Raw genomic sequence first — 19,940 nt, forward strand, 5'->3', positions numbered from 1 at the left:
GACAACTTAAGAACCAACTATACTTAACAACTGCTGATAAGCTTCTTGATAACTACAATGCTCATCAATCCCTTGTTGTAAAAAATGCTGCATCGCCGGAAACAACTTGATCGCTTGATCTAATAATCGATCGGTGCCCGATACATAAGCCCCTACATTAATCAAATCACGATTACGCTGAAAGCTGGAAAAAAGTTGTTTAAATAAACGTGATTTTCGTTCATCTTCCGGTGCAGTCAAATCGGTCATTACACGGCTGATCGACGCTTCTATGTCAATAGCAGGGTAATGCCCTGATTCTGCAAGCTGGCGTGACAATACAATATGACCATCTAAAATTGCTCTTGCCGAATCGGCAATTGGGTCTTGCTGATCATCGCCTTCTGTTAATACCGTATAAAAAGCGGTAATCGCACCTTTACCTTGCGCATCATTACCCGCTCGCTCAACTAAGGCCGGTAGTTTGGCAAAGACGGACGGTGGATACCCTTTAGTAGCAGGCGGTTCACCAATTGCCAAAGCGATTTCTCGTTGCGCCATGGCATAACGGGTTAAAGAATCCATGATGAGTAACACATTGAATCCTTGTTCTCGAAAGTTTTCGGCAATTTTGGTGGCGTAGGTTGCACCTTGTAAGCGCAGTAAAGGCGAAACATCAGCAGGAGCGGCGACCACAACTGATCGGGTAAGTCCTTCTTCACCAAGGATATTTTCAATAAAATCTTTAACTTCTCGTCCTCGTTCGCCAATTAATCCTACAACAATAATATCGGCTTTTGTATAACGAGCCATCATACCCAGTAATACACTTTTACCCACACCGGAACCGGCAAATAATCCCATCCGTTGTCCTTGACCAACTGTGAGTAAAGCATTAATAGCTCTAATGCCAACATCTAACACCTGACTAATAGGCGTGCGCTGTAGTGGATTGAGTGATTTACTGGCTAATCCTTCATATTCGATATGTTCTGGCAACGGTTTTCCGTCAAGTGGTTTACCCATTGCATCAACTACTCGCCCTAATAAGCCCATACCAATTGGCAAAACTTTATGACTAAAATGGGCTAAATCGTATTGGGAGGTATATACTCTGGCACCAAGCAAAATACCGTCAGTTGATTCAAATGGCATTAAATATAGTGTTTGCTCATTGAAACCAACAACCTCACACTCAACCGCTTCAATTTTTCCATGCGTTTGTCGCTCTACAAAGCAGTTTGAGCCTAACGGTAGTTTTAATCCGACCGCTTCTAAGACTAATCCGGATGCTTTAACTAATCGCCCATATTGCCGAATCAAAGATAAAGATTGCAGTTGCGTTGTTGCCCGATCAATCTTAGCCATCCATTGAGAACCAAACGCCACGCTATTGCTTATCCCCATGTATACATTCAGACATTATTTGCCATTGTTCGGCAATACATGCATCAATTTCATTGGTATCAGTAAATACCTTGCACCCACCCGGCTCAATGCTGGCATCTGGAACAATTTGCCATTCATTTTGATTAATTTGCTCATTCAACAGAGGCTCTAGCCATTGCAAATCACTCGGATTAAGATGCAATGACAGCGGTTTGGATAACATTGAACACTCTTGAACTAGCGCTTTAATTGTCTGCATTAATTGTTTTTGCCGTACTTTGGTGATAGAGCCAACTGTTTTTTCGGCAGCAACTAAGGCCAAATCAAATAATTTAGGTACGATTAGTGCATCAATATCATCGATAGCTCGCTGAAAATTGGTTACTAAATTACTAATTGATTTAACAGCATTTAGTTTTTCATCATTAAGCTGCTCCTCAATTTGGGCTCGCCCTTCTTGTTGACCAAGTTGATAACCTTGCTCATAACCGGCTTGATGACCAACGTTAATCCCCTCTTGTTTGCCTAAATTAAATCCTTCTTGATAAGCTTGTTCTTTGGTTTGCTGTCGAATATTTTCCAACTCTCGCTCAATTTCCAGCGGATCGACTTGCATAACAGCCGGCTCAGCTTCAACTTCTGCAACCGAGTCCAATTCGACAATGTCTAACTCGTGTATTGGTTTTGTTAATTGTGATAATTCCGATGCGGATAAATCTTGAAAATTTAGCGGTTGCCAACTTATCGCATTTGAATGATTAGACATATTCATCATCACCACTACTTAAGATCATTTCACCGGTTTCAGCTAACCTACGTGCAATAACCAAAATTTTCTTCTGTTCAGTTTCAACTTGTGACAATCTAACAGGCGGTCGATTTTCTAAATCTTCACGCAAGATAGATGCAGCACGTTGCGACATATTACTTAATAATTTTTCACGTAATGAGAGTGATGCGCCTTTTAATGCAATAATTAATGTCTCGTTATCAACTTCTTTGAGTAAACGTTGGATACTTCTATCATCAACTTCAACCAGATTTTCAAATAAGAACATTTCGTCAATAATTTTCTGTGCAAGCTCACCGTCATAATCACGCAATGCGTTAATAACCAGCTCTTCTTGCTGTGATTTCATCAAGTTAATGATTTCAGCCGCAGTGCGGATACCACCAAGATTGTTCAATTTAATATTTTGTCCGTGTAATAAGGTTGATAACGAAGTAGACAGGACTTGTAATGCTGAAGGTTCAACACCACCAAAGGTTGCAATACGTAACATCACATCATTACGCAACTCATCATCAAATAGATTTAATATTTCAGCGGCTAAATCACGATTGAGATGAACTAATATGGTTGCAATAATTTGTGGGTGCTCTTTTTTCACCAAATCAACTGCCCGTGCTGCATCAACAAAATTAAGCATTTCAAGCCCGTCTGTTGCTTCCTCTCGGTCTGTTTTCAATAATTCATCAAGTAATCGGCCGGCTTTTTCACTACCAATCGATTTTTCGAGTATTGAACGCAAATAGCCGTTGGTATCGGTATTTAATACCGCACACTCTTCAAGTGTGACTTGACACTCATTAAGTATGCCTTTTAATTGATCTTGCGAAAATTGTGGCAAAGACATCATTGCGCTACTAATTTGTTGTACTTCTTTTGGGCTGAGGTACTGCATAACCTGAGAGGCAAGATCCTCACCCAACACCATTAAAACTGTCGCTGCTTTTTGGGATTGACTTAAGGTCATTATTCGGAGCCCTCATTATTTAACCAACCACGTATAATTAACGCCATTACACGAGGATCTTTCTCGACAATCTTACGAATATATTGTTGCTGCTGCATGTTATCTTCAAAGATTTTCTGTTGTTGTTTACTGTGTGCTTTGTAATCTAATTTCTCTTCTCCACTTGATGAAGCATCAGAAGATTGATTAGTCGAATGCAATAACTGTCGCTGTAATTTTATCCATAATGAACGTAACATTTTCTTCCACGCAAACCATGCAATTAAAATATAAATCAGATATTTAATGCCCATTTTGAGTAAATCATAAAATTCAGACGAATTTAAAAAAGCAAAGGTTTGATTATCATCATCAACCTGATCGGTAAATTTCAGATTGGCCACGGTCAGACTATCGCCTCGTAGATCAGAAAAGCCCATAGCTTGACGAGCTAATGCTTCTATATTGGCAAGTTCATCTTTATCCAGCTTTACCCACTGCTCTGTCGCTTCTTTTGCGCTGTCATCTTGCTTGTCATCCGTTTTTTCAATTTGCTCTGTATTGACAAACTTATAATTGACCAAAACAGCAACCGATAAACGTTTAATGCGTCCTTCCGGTATTTTGCTGTGAACAACTTGACGATTAACTTCAAAGTTCAATGTATTATTGGTTTGTAAATTGTAGTTTTGTTGTTTATTGTTTTTATCTTCTTTATCACTTTGTTCATCAATAGGGGCACTTGAATTAGGTACCGGTTGATTAGATAAAGCGCCCGGCACACCACCAATACCACTGTTAGCAGCTAATTGCCGATTTTCTACTTGTTGCTTACTGCGAACAGTTTGATTAGCCATATCACTATTAGGGTCAAAGGTTTCTGATGTGGATTCTTGACGACTAAAATCGACTTCCGCATTAACCTGTACCATGACATTTGATTTACCTAAGATAGGAATAATAATTTTTTCTACCCGCTCACGAATACCGGTTTCGATTCGTTCACTAAATTCCAACTGTGCAACATTAACATTACTATCACGGTATTTTTCGCCCGTTAATAAATGACCACGCTGATCAATAATCGTGACTTTATCCGCTTGTAATTCAGGTACACTACTTGAAATTAAATGAATAATGGCATCAATTTGACCTTGTGATAAACTTCGTCCGGGTAATAAAGTGAGAGCAACCGATGCTGACGGGAATTTTCGTTCTCTGACAAATAATGAAGGTTTAGGCATAGCTAAATGAACTCTAGCATCATCAACACTGCTGATAATTGAAATCGTTCTTGATAGCTCGCCTTCTAACGCTCGTTGATAATTAATCTGCTCATTAAATTGGCTCATGCCAAAACTTTCTTTGTCGAGCAATTCAAATCCAACTGCCCCACCTTTTGGCAGTCCTTGCTGTGCAATACGTAAACGGGTCTGATAAATTTTATCTTCAGGTATTAATATGGTTGAGCCAGATGATGAAAATTGATAAGGGATATTCATTTTATCAAGTTGGCTAATGATTTCACCGCCATCTTTATCATTTAGATTGCTAAACAAAACCCCATAATCATCATCTTTAAGCCATAAATAGGCGATACTACTTATTGCCACTATCACTACCCCAATGATAAGCAATAGCATTTTACGATTTTGTTTGAATTGATTGATAAAAGGTAACTTATTAAATAAAGACTTGCCTTTATTACCAACAGTCTGGCTATCCATAAATATCCTAATTCTAAACTGATCAGATTAATTCTATGCTCTATTATCAGTCTATTTAGAAAATTCAATAGCTAAAAAAGCCGACCCTTTTCCCCTTAGTTATCCCTTTTAAATTTTTAGCAATATGATAATTTCATTACCACGTCAATTAAGCTCAACAAAAGTACTTTGCCTATCAATGAATACAATCAATACATTTAATCCTCCTCAGCTAATAGCATTATCACCAGCAACCAATACCTTCTCGAAACAACCTTTGTCAGATAATCAAAGTTTTGCTGCGCATTTAAATTTAGCGTTAAACAAAATTAGTGATGCACAAATTTTGGCAAATAATCAAGCTAAAGCTTTTGAAATGGGAGAGCCCAATATTTCATTGAATGAAGTTATGGTCAATCTCCAAAAATCCTCAGTATCGTTACAATTTGGTATTCAAGTTCGTAATAAACTGGTTTCGGCATATCAAGAGATAATGAATATGAATGTTTAATTATTGATGTTTATTATCAATAATTAACTTTTTGTTTTTTAGGTATTTGCTGATTTGATGTAAAAGCCAATTTATTGCTAATCGCAGCAGCTAATAAGCAAAAATCAGCTTCAACAGTTTAGTGGTAGGATTTTATCAACGCTATTGCCCGACTTACATTAAGCTGGCAATTTCTTGATAACGACTTATTTTATTTTGATAATCAACCTGTTCGCCAATCAACTCTTTGAGCTGAGTATGGCGAGTGATAACCAGTTGGGTTAATTGTTGTTGATAGCTAAATATATTTTTAACGTACATTTTCACCATATCTTGATGTTGTTGCGGTATTTTATCAATTTCAGTTAAATCTTCGTTGAACATAATACGTTTGGCTAGTTGAACATATTTTGGTTGCCAACTTAATAATAATTCCCAATCATTATTACGCGCATTAATTAACATCTGTTCAATAACATAATTAAACTGTTCATATTTTTCTAATAATGCAGTAGTGTTCACAATAAATTCCTTTTTATTTTGCAATCTCACGCCAAGCATCAGCAATGTTGTTTAACAAATCATAACAAGTTTGTAGCTTATCTTGGCTATTATGTAGATTGGCTAAAACTAATTGTTGACTGATATAGTGATATAAACGATCTAAGTTTTCGGCAATTTCACCACCTTGTTCAAGATCTAAAGCGCTTTTAAGACCATTATCGACAATATTAATCGCTTTGGATATCGCTTTACCTTTACCGGCAATGTCGCCTTTTTGGATGTATAAGTTAGCTAACTTTATGGCATTAAGTGCCCCATCAAATAATAAAACGATTAGTTGATGAGGTGAGGCTTGACTAACACAGGTTTCTAAATTAACTTGCTGATATGCTTGAGAGCCAACTTTATACATCTTTATTCCTTACTTTATTTTTTCAAATTTGCCATCATTTCAAATTGTGTGGTCAAATAGTTACTCATGCTATCTAAAGAGCTGATTAATACATCTAATTTTGTAAATTGAACTCGATAACGCTCAACTGTTTGTTCTATTGAATTATTGACCTGTTCATAGCGTTTATCCAATGATTTTAATGTTGAATTTAAACCATTAGTGGCAGAATCAATCATCCCATCACTATCAATAAAACTACTTACTTTAGCGAAAACTTCATTGGCAATACCGGTTGTTTCACCATCACCAATAAATAAGGCCGCCACTGCGTCACTATTTTCATTGAGTACTTTTTGTAGTTGATTTTGATTAATGGTTAATGTGCCACTATTATCCATATTAATGCCAATTTGAGCTAAAACAGAAAATTCACCCGATTGTCCTTTTGCAAATATTGAGCGGATACTTTGATCAATATTACGCAATGTCGAGTCACCAATAAGTGGGCCATTTGTATTGTTTAATTCGCTTGAATTTCCGTCTTTAGCCGTAAACTGCGTCAAAGTTGAAATGGTGGATTGTAATTGGTTAAATGCCTCAACCCATTGTTTAATTGCCTCTTGCGCTTTTTCATTATCGGCGGTGATAGCTAACGTTTGACTGGTTGTTGTGGTCGCCTTTAACGTGATATCCACACCAGCAACAACTTCTTTAACCGTATTTGAAGCACTGGTAATGGCAACACCATTAAAGGTAAATTTCGCATCTTGCGCCTTTGCAACTTGTGTCATGCTTGACGCTTCAGGCTGATTAATGTCAAATCCAATAGTATTATTTAATACTTCATCATCAGATGAAATCGAGGTAATTGTCTGCTGTTCACCTGTCTCTTTTGAGGTAATAACCAATTGATAGCTACCTGTTCCCGAACGTACCACTGAAGCATTCATGGTTGAGTCACTTTGGCTACCGTCCTCATTAGTTACTTTGGCTTGATTAATGGCATTAGCAATAGACTCAAGCGATGTTTCATCATTATTTAAAGTAACACTCAGGCTTTTGCCATTTGCTTGTTCAATGGTAACTGTTCGTGTTTGATTGCCGTTACCTAAAGCACTATTTTTATCATTAACTGCCGTTGTTGACACACTATGAGCGGTGGCTAATTGGTCAACACTAACTGAATAGTTGCCTAAGATAGCTTTGCTATTTACATTAGTGGTAAAGAAATTGTCATTACCGGTTGCTGTTCGGCTATTAAAGAGTTCTTTATTTTGAAGCTTTTGAGTGGCAGTATTAAAAGTTGTTAATGCACTTTTTAATTTACCAAAACCACTAATTTTGGCATTAATCGCCTTTTGTTGAGCAGCAATAGGGGTTAAACGTGCTTTTTCAACTGCTTCTAACTGATTTAAAACTTCATTAAGGTCAATGCCTGAACCTATTCCCAAAATACTCATTGACATAACTAAACCCACCTTTTGTCTTTATTCAATATTTTGTATATCGGCCAATTGAGCAAAAAGTTTAACGATTTACAATGATCTTTATTATAGGCACATAAGGACATTATTATTTTTAATTAAATAAAATTAGAAAACCAATCATAACATTATGATTAATATCAACATATAAATCGAACATTCTAATTAACTTGCTCACTTCGACAACTTAATAATTAAAAAAATTAAAGTTTCTTTTTTTACTACCGATACATTAACTATCAGCAAGGATATTGAAGATTATTTCAATATATCGTTGATTTTACTAATCATATTTAAGGAGATAAAAATGGCTCAAGTAATTAATACTAATACTATGTCTTTAATGGCAAAAAATAATCTTAATAATTCTCAAAGCGTTCTTGGTACAGCTATTGAGCGTCTTTCTTCAGGCATGCGTATTAACAGTGCTAAAGATGATGCGGCAGGTCAAGCTATTGCTAACCGTTTTTCTTCAAACATCAAAGGATTAACTCAAGCGGCTCGTAATGCTAACGACGGTATCTCTTTAGCGCAAACAACTGAAGGTGCATTAAACGAAATTAACAACAACGTTCAACGTATCCGTGAACTAACTGTTCAAGCAGCAAATGGTACTAACTCTCAAAGCGATTTAGAGTCAATCCAAAACGAAATCGATCAACGTTTAGAAGAGATTGACCGTGTATCTAAACAAACTGATTTCAATGGTTCTAAAGTATTATCAGCAGATAAAACACTTAAAATTCAAGTAGGTGCAAATGACGGCGAAACTATTGAAATCAATTTGAAAAAAATCGACAGTACTGAACTTGGTCTGGCTTCATTCAACGTTTCTTCAAGCCCAACAGCTGATCCTTTAAAAACACTTGATGCAGCTTTATCAAAAATTGACGGATTACGTGGTGAGCTAGGTGCGGTACAAAACCGTTTTGAATCAACTGTTAACAACATCAACAATACCGTTAATAACTTAAGTTCTGCTCGTAGCCGAATTGAAGATGCTGACTACGCAACTGAAGTATCAAATATGACTCGCGGTCAAATTTTACAACAAGCTGGTACATCTGTTTTAGCACAAGCTAACCAAGTACCACAATCTGTACTTTCTTTATTACAATAATCACACATCATTAGAATTAATTGCCCACTCTAATTTTGTACCTTAGCAATAATGATATTTCTTAATATCATTATTGCTAATTATGGTAATTACCTATTTTTTAATATCTTATTCTTGCCATTAAATAATCTAATTGTCGTCATAATACTATTTTGCATTTTTTAACATTGGTTCAAAATATGAGTGATTGCCTGTATAACTCACAAGGTGTAGTGAATCAAATTGATTGGCAACAATATATCTATTTAGTCCGAAATGAAGCGCTTAAATTAGCGGTTCGATTACCGGCAACAATAGAGCTTGATGATTTGTTACAAGTTGGTTATATCGGTTTGTTAGACACGATAAAACGTTATGATGCCTCACAAGGCAATACCTTTACCACTTTTGCAATCCCAAGAATAAAAGGGGCTATGCTTGATGAGTTACGTAACCGAGACTGGTTACCAAGACAAACTCGAAAAAAAATTAAAGATGTGACAAGTGCAATAAATGAATTAGAACAGCGCCTAGGTGTTGCACCTAATGATCAACAAATTGCCGAATATTTACAGCTATCTTTAACCGAATACCGAAAAATATTATTAGATTCAAATTATAGTCAAATATGCTCGTATGATGAAATTCAAAAAAAATTGGGCGATAACGTCGATTTTATTATTGAGCAAAATGAAGATAATAACCCTTTTTTATCTATCATAGATGACGAAATTCGTCATATTGTTATTCAACAAATTGAAAACTTACCCGAAAAGGAAAAAATGGTTTTAGCACTTTATTACCAAGAAGAACTAAATTTAAAAGAGATAGGTAAAGTGCTCGATATTAGTGAATCAAGGGTGAGTCAATTGCATAGTCAGGCAATAAAAAGAATACAAAGTAAAGTCAGTATATAAAAAATAAGCATAAAAAAAGTAATACCAAGCGAAATTAATCGAAAATAAATTGAAATCATTTTTTTATTGACGTTTTGCGTTTAAAAATGTAATTTTGACGATAAAAAAATAAATTAAGCGTTTTTTTATTAATTTTGCGTTTTTTACTGCGAACGCAAGCAGATATGGATTGGTGATTAAATTGGGAAACATACTAGATGACGATATTCTTAAATGTATACATCATTTAAATCTTTCAACACTGTTGTTAAGTCAGCGAATGCTTGAAAAAGATAAAATAATGGCAATGTATCGATTAGGAATAGATGAAAAAACAGCAGACATTTTAAGTAATTTAAGTGCGTCACAAATGCTGGTTTTATCAGAAACAAATCAATTGGCTTTTCAGCTACGCTTCGAAAATTCTGAAATGATGGAAACATTAACACAAGAGTCTCGTGTTGGTGATATTAAACAGATGCATACCGGAATTCTTTTATCGAGCTTACTCTTAGACTCAATCAATAAATAGGTAGGGATTAAGATGAGCAGCACAAGTATTGTTCAAAAATACAAAGAAGTTCAGTTAGCTATTCGTTTAATTTCGCTTGGCGCCAGAATTCAAATGTTAGAAAGTGAAACAAATTTAAGCCGTGGAAAACTGATTAAATTATACAAAGAAATTCAAGGATGCCCCCCACCTAAGGGATTATTACCTTTTTCAACTACATGGTTTATGACTTGGGAACCGAATATTCATTCAAGCATTTTTTATAATGCTTATCACTTTTTAGTAAAACATGGTTGCAAGCCGGGTATTCAATCAATTTTAAAAGCCTATCAACTTTACTTAGAACAATGTCCTTCATCTCATGATGAAGAGCCTGTTTTAGGGTTGACCAGAGCTTGGATTTTAGTCAAATTTGTTGAAAGCAATGTTATGCAACAATCATGTTGTAAAGAGTGCAAAGGTCGATTTATTACTCATGCTTACCAGCCGAGTAACACGTTCATTTGTAGTTTATGTCAACCACCTTCAAGAGCAGAAAAGAACAACAAAACTCACAAAGATAACCATGCCAAATGCCTGCAAGTGCTATCAGTACCTAAGAGTTTTGATTCAGCGATTGCAAAATATATAACCGTTTAAATCAATAAAAAAAATCAAACTTATTAACGACTGTCTAATGGAGAAAAAGGAAAAATAATGCTAATAATTATAGGATATATTGTGGTTATAGCTTCGGCCTTAGCGGGCTATGTGCTAAGTGGAGGGTATTTAGCAGTACTTTTTCAACCATTAGAATTTCTTATCATTGGTGGAACTGCTGTAGGGGCATTTATTGTCAGTAATGAAAAAAAAGCAATAAAAGCTACGCTCAAGTCGTTAGGGCAATTATTTAAAACCTCCAAATATAATAAAACGCTTTATTTAACATTAATTAATTTAATGTACACCGTTTTAACGAAAATTCGCCAAAATGGCGGTTTATCCATTGAAGCCGATATAGATAATCCAAAAGAGAGTGAGTTATTTAAAAAATACCCACTAATTTTAGCCAATCCACAGATCTGCGATTTTATCACTGATTATTTACGTTTAATGATTAGCGGTAATATGGAAGTGTACGAAATCGAAGCATTAATGAATGAAGAGATCGAAACTTATCAACATGAGCTGGAAAAACCGGTCGATGCCATTTCAAGCGTCGGTGATGGATTGCCAGCCTTTGGTATTGTTGCCGCTGTCATGGGGGTAATTAATACTTTAGCCCAAGCGGATAGACCGGCTAGTGAATTAGGTGAGCTCATTGCTCATGCAATGGTTGGAACATTTTTAGGAATATTGCTTGCTTATGGGTTTGTATCACCATTAGCTGCGCTATTAAAACAAAAAAATGCTGATAATTTAAAAATATTAGAGTGTACAAAAGTGATACTGATTGCCAGCATGCACGATTATGCCCCACAAATATGTATCGAATTTGGTCGCAAAACCATTTTCTCACATGAACGCCCATCTTTCTTTGAGTTAGAAAAATATATTCAAGAAGTGAAAGATCAAAATACTAACCAAACAGAAAGTAAAGAATAATGAAAGATAAGTCAGTAAGAATAATTATCGCTAAAAAATCGGGGCATGGGGGAGGACATCACGGCGGTTCATGGAAAATCGCTTATGCTGACTTTATGACAGCCATGATGGCGCTATTTTTAGTGATGTGGTTAATTGCTAAATCTACGCCACAAGAATTACAAGGTATTGCCGAATATTTCAGAACACCACTTATTTTAGGTCAAAACGGCGGAAAAAATCTCAGTGACAGTGAAAGCCCGATTCCTGGTGGCGGTGATGATATTACTAAAACATTAGGCGAAGAAAAAAAGACGCCTGATGCCGATTTAAGTGCAAAACAACTCGAAAAAATACAGTTAATCGAGGCTGCTCGTAAAATATACGAAGTCTTTGAATTAGATCCAAGGCTAAAAAATTTATCTGCTAACTTAATTGTCGAAATAACCGAAATGGGCTTAAGGATTCAGATTTTAGCGTCAAATGATAAACCAATGTTTGATGTAGGCAGTGCAGTTATCCACCCCAATATGCAAGAAATTTTACATGCATTAGCACCAATTATAAACTCACTACCCAATAAAATTACGCTGTCAGGTCATACCGATGAACGCCAATATATTACAGGTGATCGTGGTTATAGCAACTGGGAGTTATCAGCAGACAGAGCCAATGCATCAAGAAGAGAGCTTATTGCCGGAGGGTTAGATTCGAATAAAATTATACGTATTATTGGATTAGCCGATACCGTCGGTTTAAATAAGCCGAACTACAGCAAAGATGCCAACCGTCGAATTAGTATTTTAATTTTAAATAAAGCCGCACAACAATATATTGAAGATGAAAACAATATGACTGGCTTCGATTTTTTAAAACAAGCACAACAACCTGTTCAATCAGAATAATTTAGCAAAAATGGGTAAAGTTGGTGATTAATAGAAATACCATTTCTAGAAAGATTTTAAAAAAAATAATTAAAGTTTTAGCAATTTCAGCCGATATAGAAAATAACACTTTAGTTTAATAATAAGATTATAAACTGAAAATTTATTTAGGAGCTTTTATGTCAAATTCATTGATGAATACCGGTATTAGTGGATTAAATGCAGCACAAAATATGCTTAATGTTATTAGCAATAATATAAGTAATGCGCATACCACTGGTTATAATCGTCAACAACAAATTTTACAGCAAGCAAATAGCTCTAAATATAATTTTGGTTTTGTCGGAAATGGTGTGTCGGTTAATTCGGTTAATCGAGCTTTTAATCAGTTTGTTGTGGGTCAGCTTAGGCAATCTCAATCACAAAATGGATCGATTAAGGCTTATTACAATGAATTGTCGAAAGTGGATAATTTATTGGCAGAAAACGATAACAGTATTTCATCCCAACTTAATAATTTATTTGCCAGTTTAAATAAACTCACCACCAATGCCGGTGATGCATCATCCAAACAAACTGTGATAAGCAATCTGACTTCATTAGTTAGCCAGTTTAATAAAACTGAAATGAGCTTGAAAAATCAGATCGCCAATATTAATACTGAATTAAGTAATAATGTTGATCAAATCAACGCTTATACCAAACAAATTGCTGAACTTAATCAAAAAATATCAAAGCTTCAAGCAGTCAGTGGCGGGAACGAACCCAATGCCTTGCTTGATGAACGTGATCAGCTTGTCAACGAATTAAGTGAAATTGTTGGTATCAATGTTACAGAACAAAACGGACAATATAACATTTCATTAGCAAACGGGTTAAATTTAGTACAAGGATCAACGGTTAACACCTTATCAGTGCAACCGTCTAAAGATGACCCGTCTTTGAATGCAATTGTTTACACGCATAATTCTGGTGCGACTCAAGAACTGACCAGTCAAAATATCGCATCAGGCAGAATTAATGGATTATTAGCTTTTCGTGATGGACCACTCTCCGAATCTCGCAATCAATTAGGATTGATTGCATTAAATTTGGCGGAACGTTTTAATCAAGTACAGATGTCAGGTGTCGATATCAATGGTGACCAAGGTGAAAAACTGTTGGACTACCAGAAACCAAGTTCGATAGCTAACACCAAAAATCAAGGCAATGCCTCAGTTAACATCGATTATCAATCGGTTAATGATGTAAAAGCGTCAGATTATAAGATTGAATATAACGGTTCCGATTGGGTAGTAACCAGATTATCAGACAACACGCAAATCACACCGCAACTTGAAGAAGGCAAATTAATCTTTGATGGATTATCGATTGAAATAACCGGTAATGCTGTTAGCGGCGACTCATTTATGCTTAAACCCGTTGCCGACATAGCGTCTTCATTACAGTTATTAGTTAAAGATGTGAATAAATTAGCTACCGGTATTGCTGATGATGAAAATGGTTCAGGGGATAACCGTAATGTAGCTAAATTTTTAGAAATACAAAATGAAAAATTAATTAACGGTACAAAAACGTTAAATAGCGCTTATACTTCATTAGTCAGTTACATTGGTAGTGAAACGCATACAGCAAAAATTTCGGCACAATCGAGCCAAAATATTACGCAACAAATTTACGAACAAAACCAATCAATATCCGGGGTTAATATTGAAGAAGAATATATCTCTATGCAGGTATATATGCAGTATTACCAAGCTAATGCTAAAGTGATTGATGCTGCAACAACAATATTCGACACGATATTAGGTTTAGCCAAATAATGAAAGGATTTAAAAATGCGCCTCAGCACTAATTCAATGTATCAAAAAAATCTAAATAGTATTTTAAATACCAACAATAAATGGCAAAAATCGGGCTTACATTTAGCAACAGGCAAAAAGATTTTATCCCCTTCTGATGACCCTATGGGCGCTTCGCAAGCATTGATACTTAAACAAGCACAATCAAGAAATGATCAGTTTCAAGCTGCTCGTGAAAGCGCTGATAAATCATTAAGTCGTCAAGACACCATATTGAAAGAAGCCAACACGGTTATCCAATCAATTCAAGAAACATTAGTTTATGCCGGTAACGAAACACTAAACGATGAAAACCGACAAGATTTAGCAAATAAGTTACAAGGACTTAAAGATCAATTGCTTTCATTAGCGAATGCAAAGGATACCAATGGCAATTATCTATTTGCCGGAAATAAAAACGATACGCCACCATTTGTGGTTGATGAATCAGGCAAAGTTAACTATGTCGGTGGCACAACGCCAATTAATATTTTTATTGACGATACCCGTGAAGTGTCACTGAGCTTTACCGGATTACAAGCCTTTATGACAGGCGCAAACATTACTCAGCCAGACGGTACACCTGCTGAAAGCGATATTTTTGCTAGTCTTGATTATGCCATTGCCGCACTTAATATCGAGTTAGACAGTAATGATGAAAAGGCCATTGAACAATTCAGAGACGGGTTATCAAAAGCAAGTGCCGGTATCGATAATTCGTTTGATAACATATCAACCCTTCGTGCCGCAGGCGGTACGGTTTTAGCTGAAGTTGAAAGGTTATCAGCACTCGGCAAAACCCTCGATATTGATTTTCAAACGCAAATTAGCGAAATTGAAGATGTTGACTGGTATGATGCTATTTCAGACTATGTCATGTTACAAGCGAATTTACAAGCAGCGCAATATACTTTTATGAACATGCAAAACATGTCACTATTTCAAATGAAATAATTGATTAATCTAACAATACTTTCAGGAGGTTTACACCTCCTTTTTTATGACCGCAAAATGTTTTGGGTTATCCCCAATTAAATAGTTTAATTAAAGGCAATTTGCCTAAAACCGGCGACATTAGTAGACGGGTTATCTTTGGCTATTTGTTCTACTCGACTAATAATTTGAATCAGCTTATCACTATAATTAGGATCGGTTGCATATTGTGCCGCTTGTAGCGCTTTAGCGGCCGCTCTCGCATCCGGAGCAATAGCTACAGCACGATAGCGTGGGCTTTTGGTTAAAAGATTAAGATAATCAGTTAAAGCATGTTGCTTACTTTGGTAAACTTTAAAATCATCTTGAATTTTGATCATCTTATTGTTCACAAACTCTTGTGTCGTTAATCGGGTAGACTTCCCTTGCCATGAGGCCGTCGCTTTGATACCAAAATAATTATGACTCACATTGTTATCTGTCGTTTTGATCTGTTTTTGACCCCAACCTGTTTCTAATGCTGCTTGTGCAATAATTACTTCATAAGGAATACCCGATGCCTTTGATGCCTGTTTTGCTGGCTCTAGCCACTCAATGATAAACTCTGTGACGTAATCTTTTTCACTATTAGTTTGTTCATTTTTGAAAACTAACGCATTAGTTGTTGCTTTCGCAGCACTATTTGCTTTGTGGTTATGATAGAGCATCTGCCCAATCGCTTGAGCAGATACCGCTGCTTTGTTGTCACTAAATAATGATTTAGCTAATTGCAAATTAGGCTGCGAATTATTGCCATTAAACTGCGGTTTTATGTTCCCTGAAGTTGGTTGGGATTGGGTTAATTGCTTAGCGATAACATTAGCCAAACCAAATCCTTTACCTGCTGCTTGCTGCGCTATTTGTTGATCAAACATTGAGGTAAACAACTGACTGGTAGAACGGTCAAAAAGACCACCTTCCGGTACCGCTTTACGCATCGATTGCATCATCATATTAATGAATAGTGATTCAAATTGCTGCGCAACTTGTTTAACGCTATCTGTTGCTCCGGTCGCTGCATTTCGTTTTAATTGATTAAGTCCCGAAAAATCATAAGCAAACCGGTTGATAGGCTGACTAATTAAATGTTTCATTGTATCGTTTCTTGATTAAATAGTTTCCAATGATGCATGTAAACACCCTGCTGTTTTTAATGCTTCAAGTATCGACATCAATTCGGTCGGATTGGCACCTAAAAGGTTAAGTGAATTAATGACACGATTTAAATCAGTGCCTGAGGCAACGTTATGTAAAGCGCCACCTTCTTGCATAACACTGACCTGATCATCCGGTGTTACCACCGTTTCTCCGCCAGCTAATGGTGTGTCGGGTTGGCTAACTTTTAATTTATTATTGACCACAACAGATAAATTACCATGTGCCACAGCGCAATTATCTAACTGTACTTTTTGATTCATGACAACAACACCGGTGCGAGTATTGATAACCACTTTAGCCGAAACCGGCGTCGATCCAACTTCTAAATTCTGAACTCGAGATAAAAATTTTACTCGGGCTGCATTCTCTTTTGGCATAGTTAGGCTAACTGTTATGCCGTCTAAAGCTACAGCACTATTTTTTTGAACCTTGTTTATGGCATCAGCAATTTTTAATGCTCGGGTGAAATCAAATTGATTAAGGTGCAAATGAATAACACTTTGCTCGTCTAATCGAATTGCAAGTTCTCGTTCAATTGTCGCGCCATTGGGAATTGTCGCACCAACCATTTGATTGATACTCACACTACTACTTTTACTACTCGCCCCCATTCCACCAACAAAGAGATTGCCTTGAGCAATAGCATACACCTGATTATCTGCACCTTTTAGCGGCGTCATAATTAATGTTCCACCACGCAAACTTTTGGCGTTGCCAAGTGATGAGACCACCACATCAATTTGCTGCCCTACACGAGAGTAGGAGGGTAATTTCGCTGTCACCATTACAGCAGCAACGTTTTTTAGTTGCATATTACTGCCAGACGGTACAGTGATGCCCAACTGGGAGAGCATATTGGTAATGCTTTGAATCGTAAAAGGGGTTTGTGAAGTTTGGTCGCCAGTGCCGTCTAATCCGACCACAATACCATAACCGACTAAGGCATTTTCTCTGACACCTTGAATAGTAACCAAATCCCGTATGCGCTCAGCATAGCTGTTAGGTACAAAACATAGCATCATCAAAACAATAGAGATAAAAATACGCAAATTGTTAAACATAATGATACCTTTTAAAATGGTGAAAGATTAAAAAACAGACGCTGTAACCAGCCCATTGTTTGTGCTTCGTCAATATAACCATTACCTACATACTCAATACGAGCATCGGCAACTTGAGTCGAAATTACGGTGTTATTTCCACTTATTGTTCTTGGGTTAACTACGCCGGAAAAGCGAATAAACTCTGTACCTTGATTGATTGCTATCTGTTTTTCACCAATGACTTTTAAATTACCGTTGATCATCACATCTTGCACCGTAACGGTAATGGTGCCACTAAATGTGTTTTTCGCATTGGCACCGCCTGAACCTTTAAAATCATTAGCACCGGATAGATCGGTATCAACTTTACCACGCCCAATTAGTCCATCTAAAAATGGCGGTATCGCTTTTACACCTAAAGCAACCGAACTATTGCGCCCGGCATTAATTGATGAACTTTTGCTGGCACTGACATTTTCTTGTAATACGATCGTTAACACATCACCGATATGACGAGGACGGCGATCTTCAAACATCGGTTGATAACCATAACTGCTTGGTTGCGCCGACTGATAAATTGAACCGGTTGAATTCACAATCTCTGGCATTTTAGGAACAATACTTGTTTCGCCTTTAACTAACGGCTTTTTCGGTAACTGAGCACAGCTAAATAAAAAAAATGTCACAACAATACAAAAATATCTCATTACGCTGATCATATTCTTCATTTTATAGTTGATTTAAACGTTGCAACATTTGGTCTGATGCCGAAATCGCTTTGCTGTTAATCTCATAAGCACGTTGCACTTGAATCATATTCACCAACTCTTCGGCCACATTCACATTTGATGTTTCGATATAACCTTGGTATAACAACCCGGCACCATTTAATCCAGGCGTATTTTCAGTCGGCGCCCCCGAACTTTCCGTTTCCAGATAAAGATTTTCGCCAACACTTTCAAGTCCAGTGTCATTAATAAAAGTGTGTAAAGTCAACTGCCCGACTTGCACTTGGGTTGATTGATTAGCTAAAGTTACACTCACAACACCGTCTCGTCCAACGGTCATTTTTATAGCATTAGAAGGAATATTGATTGTCGGTTGAATTTCGTAACCAGCAGCCGTGACTAATTGACCATTTTGATTAACTTGAAACGCACCGCTACGAGTATAGGCTTGCGTACCGTCGGGCATTAAAACTTGAAAAAATCCCTGCCCATTAATTGCAATATCACTACTGTTATCGGTCAACTCTAAGTTACCTTGGCTGTGAATTCGTTCGGTAGCAACAGGTCTTACACCAGTACCAATTTGTAAGCCTGACGGTAGTGTGGTTTGCTCAGATGATTGAGCACCCGGCTGACGGAGCGTTTGATAAAGTAAATCTTCAAAGACCGCTCTTTGCCGTTTAAAACCACCTGTGCTAACGTTAGCCAGATTGTTAGAAATAATATCCATATTCATTTGCTGAGCGGTTAATCCGGTTTTAGCTATCCATAATGATTTAATCATTTTTTTCCTTCCTTAATTAAGTTAACGATAAAATTTGATTAGCGCTTTGTGCATTTTGATCAGCGGTCATAATTTGTTTAATTTGCATTTCAAATTGACGTGAATGGCTAATCAAATTCACCATTGCAGTAACAGGATTGACATTACTACCTTCTAAAACACCCGACATCAGTTTTGCATTGGGGTTATCCGGCAAAACAGCGCCAAGCGCATTACGTGTTTGTTCGGTTGTATGAAAGAAACCGTCATCACCACGGATTATTTCACTAGGTTCAAGGCGAACTTTTTTTATCTTGCCTACCTGAGCAATGGTGGTACGTTTATCGCCTGCTCCTAATGCTGATAATGTGCCGTCAGAACTTACACTAACTTGAGAACGTTGAGGTACAGTTAATACGCCATTATCACCCAGCAATGGGTAGCCTTGGATATTGAGCGTGCCATTTTCGTCAATTTCGATCGCCCCATTACGGGTATAAGCTTCACTGCCGTCAGTCAACTGCACCGCCAACCAATGGTCTTGAGAAAGTGCAACATCTAAATTACGTCCGGTATAGTTAAATGCACCCATAGTCGAATCGAAAGTTGGCGTGGTTGTGGTAACCATAGTTCTGGTCGGCAATGCATTTTCCACAATCGGCACCGCCTTCATCGCCGCTAATTGAGCACGAAAACCAACCGTTGACACATTAGCAAGATTATTGGTTGTAATCGCCTGCTGATTAAGCGTCTGGCTGGCAGCTGTCATTGCTGTATATATAACGCGATCCATAATTAAT

At 36.8% G+C, this 19,940-nt stretch carries 21 protein-coding genes; 9 read left to right on the plus strand and 12 right to left on the minus strand.

Going from position 1 to position 19,940, the window contains the following annotated elements:
- Nucleotides 1-6: 6 nt before the first annotated feature.
- From fliI to fliF, 4 genes are read right to left on the minus strand one after another with little or no spacing between them, the layout of a single operon-like run.
- Nucleotides 7-1,386, minus strand: coding sequence for a flagellar protein export ATPase FliI (gene fliI, locus J3U37_RS08470; protein WP_294953398.1), 1,380 nt, complete (start codon nucleotides 1,384-1,386; stop codon nucleotides 7-9).
- Nucleotides 1,370-2,134, minus strand: a complete 765-nt coding sequence (locus J3U37_RS08475) for a flagellar assembly protein FliH (RefSeq protein ID WP_267374326.1) — start codon at nucleotides 2,132-2,134, stop codon at nucleotides 1,370-1,372. The genes fliI and J3U37_RS08475 overlap by 17 nt, the downstream gene beginning before the upstream one ends.
- Nucleotides 2,127-3,128 carry a flagellar motor switch protein FliG gene (gene fliG / locus J3U37_RS08480; RefSeq protein WP_366915682.1) on the minus strand — a complete coding sequence of 334 codons (1,002 nt, stop codon included), beginning with the start codon at nucleotides 3,126-3,128 and terminating at the stop codon, nucleotides 2,127-2,129. Before fliG ends, J3U37_RS08475 begins: the two co-directional genes overlap by 8 nt.
- Nucleotides 3,125-4,831, minus strand: a complete 1,707-nt coding sequence (gene fliF, locus J3U37_RS08485) for a flagellar basal-body MS-ring/collar protein FliF (RefSeq protein WP_267329347.1) — start codon at nucleotides 4,829-4,831, stop codon at nucleotides 3,125-3,127. The genes fliG and fliF overlap by 4 nt, the downstream gene beginning before the upstream one ends.
- A gap of 178 nt (nucleotides 4,832-5,009) precedes the next feature.
- Between fliF and fliE the strand changes: the two genes are divergently transcribed.
- A complete protein-coding gene (gene fliE, locus J3U37_RS08490; RefSeq protein WP_220218342.1) occupies nucleotides 5,010-5,321 on the plus strand; it encodes a flagellar hook-basal body complex protein FliE in 312 nt (103 codons plus the stop codon).
- A gap of 153 nt (nucleotides 5,322-5,474) precedes the next feature.
- Here fliE and J3U37_RS08495 read toward each other — a convergent pair whose 3' ends face one another.
- Genes J3U37_RS08495 through fliD form a run of 3 tightly spaced genes read right to left on the minus strand, consistent with a single transcriptional unit; the run spans nucleotide 5,475 to nucleotide 7,664 of the window.
- On the minus strand, nucleotides 5,475-5,822 hold the full coding sequence (locus tag J3U37_RS08495; RefSeq protein ID WP_220218343.1) for a hypothetical protein: 348 nt from the start codon (nucleotides 5,820-5,822) through the stop codon (nucleotides 5,475-5,477).
- A gap of 13 nt (nucleotides 5,823-5,835) precedes the next feature.
- On the minus strand, nucleotides 5,836-6,216 hold the full coding sequence (gene fliS, locus J3U37_RS08500) for a flagellar export chaperone FliS (RefSeq protein ID WP_220218344.1): 381 nt from the start codon (nucleotides 6,214-6,216) through the stop codon (nucleotides 5,836-5,838).
- 14 nt (nucleotides 6,217-6,230) lie between these two features.
- The gene (gene fliD / locus J3U37_RS08505; protein ID WP_267374329.1) at nucleotides 6,231-7,664 is read right to left on the minus strand and encodes a flagellar filament capping protein FliD; all 1,434 of its coding nucleotides are present in this window, start codon (nucleotides 7,662-7,664) and stop codon (nucleotides 6,231-6,233) included.
- Nucleotides 7,665-7,989: 325 nt separating this feature from the next.
- Between fliD and J3U37_RS08510 the strand changes: the two genes are divergently transcribed.
- The 8 genes from J3U37_RS08510 to flgL all read left to right on the plus strand — a co-directional run bounded on the left by J3U37_RS08510 (nucleotide 7,990) and on the right by flgL (nucleotide 15,430).
- Complete coding sequence (locus J3U37_RS08510; RefSeq protein ID WP_220218346.1) at nucleotides 7,990-8,802, plus strand: flagellin; 813 nt, start codon at nucleotides 7,990-7,992, stop codon at nucleotides 8,800-8,802.
- 179 nt (nucleotides 8,803-8,981) lie between these two features.
- Nucleotides 8,982-9,698 carry an RNA polymerase sigma factor FliA gene (locus J3U37_RS08515; RefSeq protein WP_267336013.1) on the plus strand — a complete coding sequence of 239 codons (717 nt, stop codon included), beginning with the start codon at nucleotides 8,982-8,984 and terminating at the stop codon, nucleotides 9,696-9,698.
- A 190-nt stretch (nucleotides 9,699-9,888) separates the two neighbouring features.
- Nucleotides 9,889-10,209, plus strand: coding sequence for a flagellar transcriptional regulator FlhD (gene flhD, locus J3U37_RS08520; RefSeq protein WP_366915684.1), 321 nt, complete (start codon nucleotides 9,889-9,891; stop codon nucleotides 10,207-10,209).
- Nucleotides 10,210-10,221: 12 nt separating this feature from the next.
- Entirely contained in the window at nucleotides 10,222-10,827 is a 606-nt protein-coding gene (gene flhC, locus J3U37_RS08525) for a flagellar transcriptional regulator FlhC (protein ID WP_220218349.1), read from the plus strand.
- A gap of 57 nt (nucleotides 10,828-10,884) precedes the next feature.
- Nucleotides 10,885-11,772, plus strand: a complete 888-nt coding sequence (gene motA, locus J3U37_RS08530; protein ID WP_220218350.1) for a flagellar motor stator protein MotA — start codon at nucleotides 10,885-10,887, stop codon at nucleotides 11,770-11,772.
- Entirely contained in the window at nucleotides 11,772-12,656 is an 885-nt protein-coding gene (gene motB, locus J3U37_RS08535; RefSeq protein WP_220218351.1) for a flagellar motor protein MotB, read from the plus strand. Before motA ends, motB begins: the two co-directional genes overlap by 1 nt.
- Nucleotides 12,657-12,814: 158 nt before the next feature.
- Nucleotides 12,815-14,458 carry a flagellar hook-associated protein FlgK gene (gene flgK / locus J3U37_RS08540; RefSeq protein ID WP_267329343.1) on the plus strand — a complete coding sequence of 548 codons (1,644 nt, stop codon included), beginning with the start codon at nucleotides 12,815-12,817 and terminating at the stop codon, nucleotides 14,456-14,458.
- A gap of 15 nt (nucleotides 14,459-14,473) precedes the next feature.
- A complete protein-coding gene (gene flgL / locus J3U37_RS08545) occupies nucleotides 14,474-15,430 on the plus strand; it encodes a flagellar hook-associated protein FlgL (RefSeq protein ID WP_267374332.1) in 957 nt (318 codons plus the stop codon).
- A gap of 86 nt (nucleotides 15,431-15,516) precedes the next feature.
- Here flgL and flgJ read toward each other — a convergent pair whose 3' ends face one another.
- From flgJ to J3U37_RS08570, 5 genes are read right to left on the minus strand one after another with little or no spacing between them, the layout of a single operon-like run.
- A complete protein-coding gene (gene flgJ, locus J3U37_RS08550) occupies nucleotides 15,517-16,542 on the minus strand; it encodes a flagellar assembly peptidoglycan hydrolase FlgJ (RefSeq protein WP_267374335.1) in 1,026 nt (341 codons plus the stop codon).
- Nucleotides 16,543-16,557: 15 nt separating this feature from the next.
- Nucleotides 16,558-17,667 carry a flagellar basal body P-ring protein FlgI gene (locus tag J3U37_RS08555; protein ID WP_324099758.1) on the minus strand — a complete coding sequence of 370 codons (1,110 nt, stop codon included), beginning with the start codon at nucleotides 17,665-17,667 and terminating at the stop codon, nucleotides 16,558-16,560.
- Between the two features lie 11 nt (nucleotides 17,668-17,678).
- Nucleotides 17,679-18,356 carry a flagellar basal body L-ring protein FlgH gene (locus J3U37_RS08560; protein WP_267374338.1) on the minus strand — a complete coding sequence of 226 codons (678 nt, stop codon included), beginning with the start codon at nucleotides 18,354-18,356 and terminating at the stop codon, nucleotides 17,679-17,681.
- Nucleotides 18,357-18,378: 22 nt separating this feature from the next.
- Nucleotides 18,379-19,161: a flagellar basal-body rod protein FlgG gene (flgG, locus tag J3U37_RS08565; protein WP_220218357.1), complete on the minus strand. Its 783-nt coding sequence runs from the start codon at nucleotides 19,159-19,161 to the stop codon at nucleotides 18,379-18,381.
- Between the two features lie 16 nt (nucleotides 19,162-19,177).
- The gene (locus J3U37_RS08570; protein WP_267336009.1) at nucleotides 19,178-19,933 is read right to left on the minus strand and encodes a flagellar basal body rod protein FlgF; all 756 of its coding nucleotides are present in this window, start codon (nucleotides 19,931-19,933) and stop codon (nucleotides 19,178-19,180) included.
- Nucleotides 19,934-19,940 lie beyond the last annotated feature (7 nt).

The organism is Gilliamella sp. B3172 (assembly GCF_026536465.1).
Lineage (GTDB): Bacteria > Pseudomonadota > Gammaproteobacteria > Enterobacterales > Orbaceae > Gilliamella.

Excerpts from the sequence above, each read along its gene's own strand:
- fliI (WP_294953398.1), bottom strand. The coding sequence starts at position 1,386 with ATGGGGATAAGCAATAGCGTGGCGTTTGGTTCTCAATGGATGGCTAAG.
- J3U37_RS08475 (WP_267374326.1), bottom strand. The coding sequence starts at position 2,134 with ATGTCTAATCATTCAAATGCGATAAGTTGGCAACCGCTAAATTTTCAA.
- fliF (WP_267329347.1), bottom strand. The coding sequence starts at position 4,831 with ATGGATAGCCAGACTGTTGGTAATAAAGGCAAGTCTTTATTTAATAAG.
- fliE (WP_220218342.1), top strand. The coding sequence starts at position 5,010 with ATGAATACAATCAATACATTTAATCCTCCTCAGCTAATAGCATTATCA.
- fliS (WP_220218344.1), bottom strand. The coding sequence starts at position 6,216 with ATGTATAAAGTTGGCTCTCAAGCATATCAGCAAGTTAATTTAGAAACC.
- fliD (WP_267374329.1), bottom strand. The coding sequence starts at position 7,664 with ATGTCAATGAGTATTTTGGGAATAGGTTCAGGCATTGACCTTAATGAA.
- J3U37_RS08510 (WP_220218346.1), top strand. The coding sequence starts at position 7,990 with ATGGCTCAAGTAATTAATACTAATACTATGTCTTTAATGGCAAAAAAT.
- J3U37_RS08515 (WP_267336013.1), top strand. The coding sequence starts at position 8,982 with ATGAGTGATTGCCTGTATAACTCACAAGGTGTAGTGAATCAAATTGAT.
- flhC (WP_220218349.1), top strand. The coding sequence starts at position 10,222 with ATGAGCAGCACAAGTATTGTTCAAAAATACAAAGAAGTTCAGTTAGCT.
- motA (WP_220218350.1), top strand. The coding sequence starts at position 10,885 with ATGCTAATAATTATAGGATATATTGTGGTTATAGCTTCGGCCTTAGCG.
- motB (WP_220218351.1), top strand. The coding sequence starts at position 11,772 with ATGAAAGATAAGTCAGTAAGAATAATTATCGCTAAAAAATCGGGGCAT.
- flgK (WP_267329343.1), top strand. The coding sequence starts at position 12,815 with ATGTCAAATTCATTGATGAATACCGGTATTAGTGGATTAAATGCAGCA.
- flgL (WP_267374332.1), top strand. The coding sequence starts at position 14,474 with ATGCGCCTCAGCACTAATTCAATGTATCAAAAAAATCTAAATAGTATT.
- flgJ (WP_267374335.1), bottom strand. The coding sequence starts at position 16,542 with ATGAAACATTTAATTAGTCAGCCTATCAACCGGTTTGCTTATGATTTT.
- J3U37_RS08555 (WP_324099758.1), bottom strand. The coding sequence starts at position 17,667 with ATGTTTAACAATTTGCGTATTTTTATCTCTATTGTTTTGATGATGCTA.
- J3U37_RS08560 (WP_267374338.1), bottom strand. The coding sequence starts at position 18,356 with ATGAGATATTTTTGTATTGTTGTGACATTTTTTTTATTTAGCTGTGCT.
- flgG (WP_220218357.1), bottom strand. The coding sequence starts at position 19,161 with ATGATTAAATCATTATGGATAGCTAAAACCGGATTAACCGCTCAGCAA.
- J3U37_RS08570 (WP_267336009.1), bottom strand. The coding sequence starts at position 19,933 with ATGGATCGCGTTATATATACAGCAATGACAGCTGCCAGCCAGACGCTT.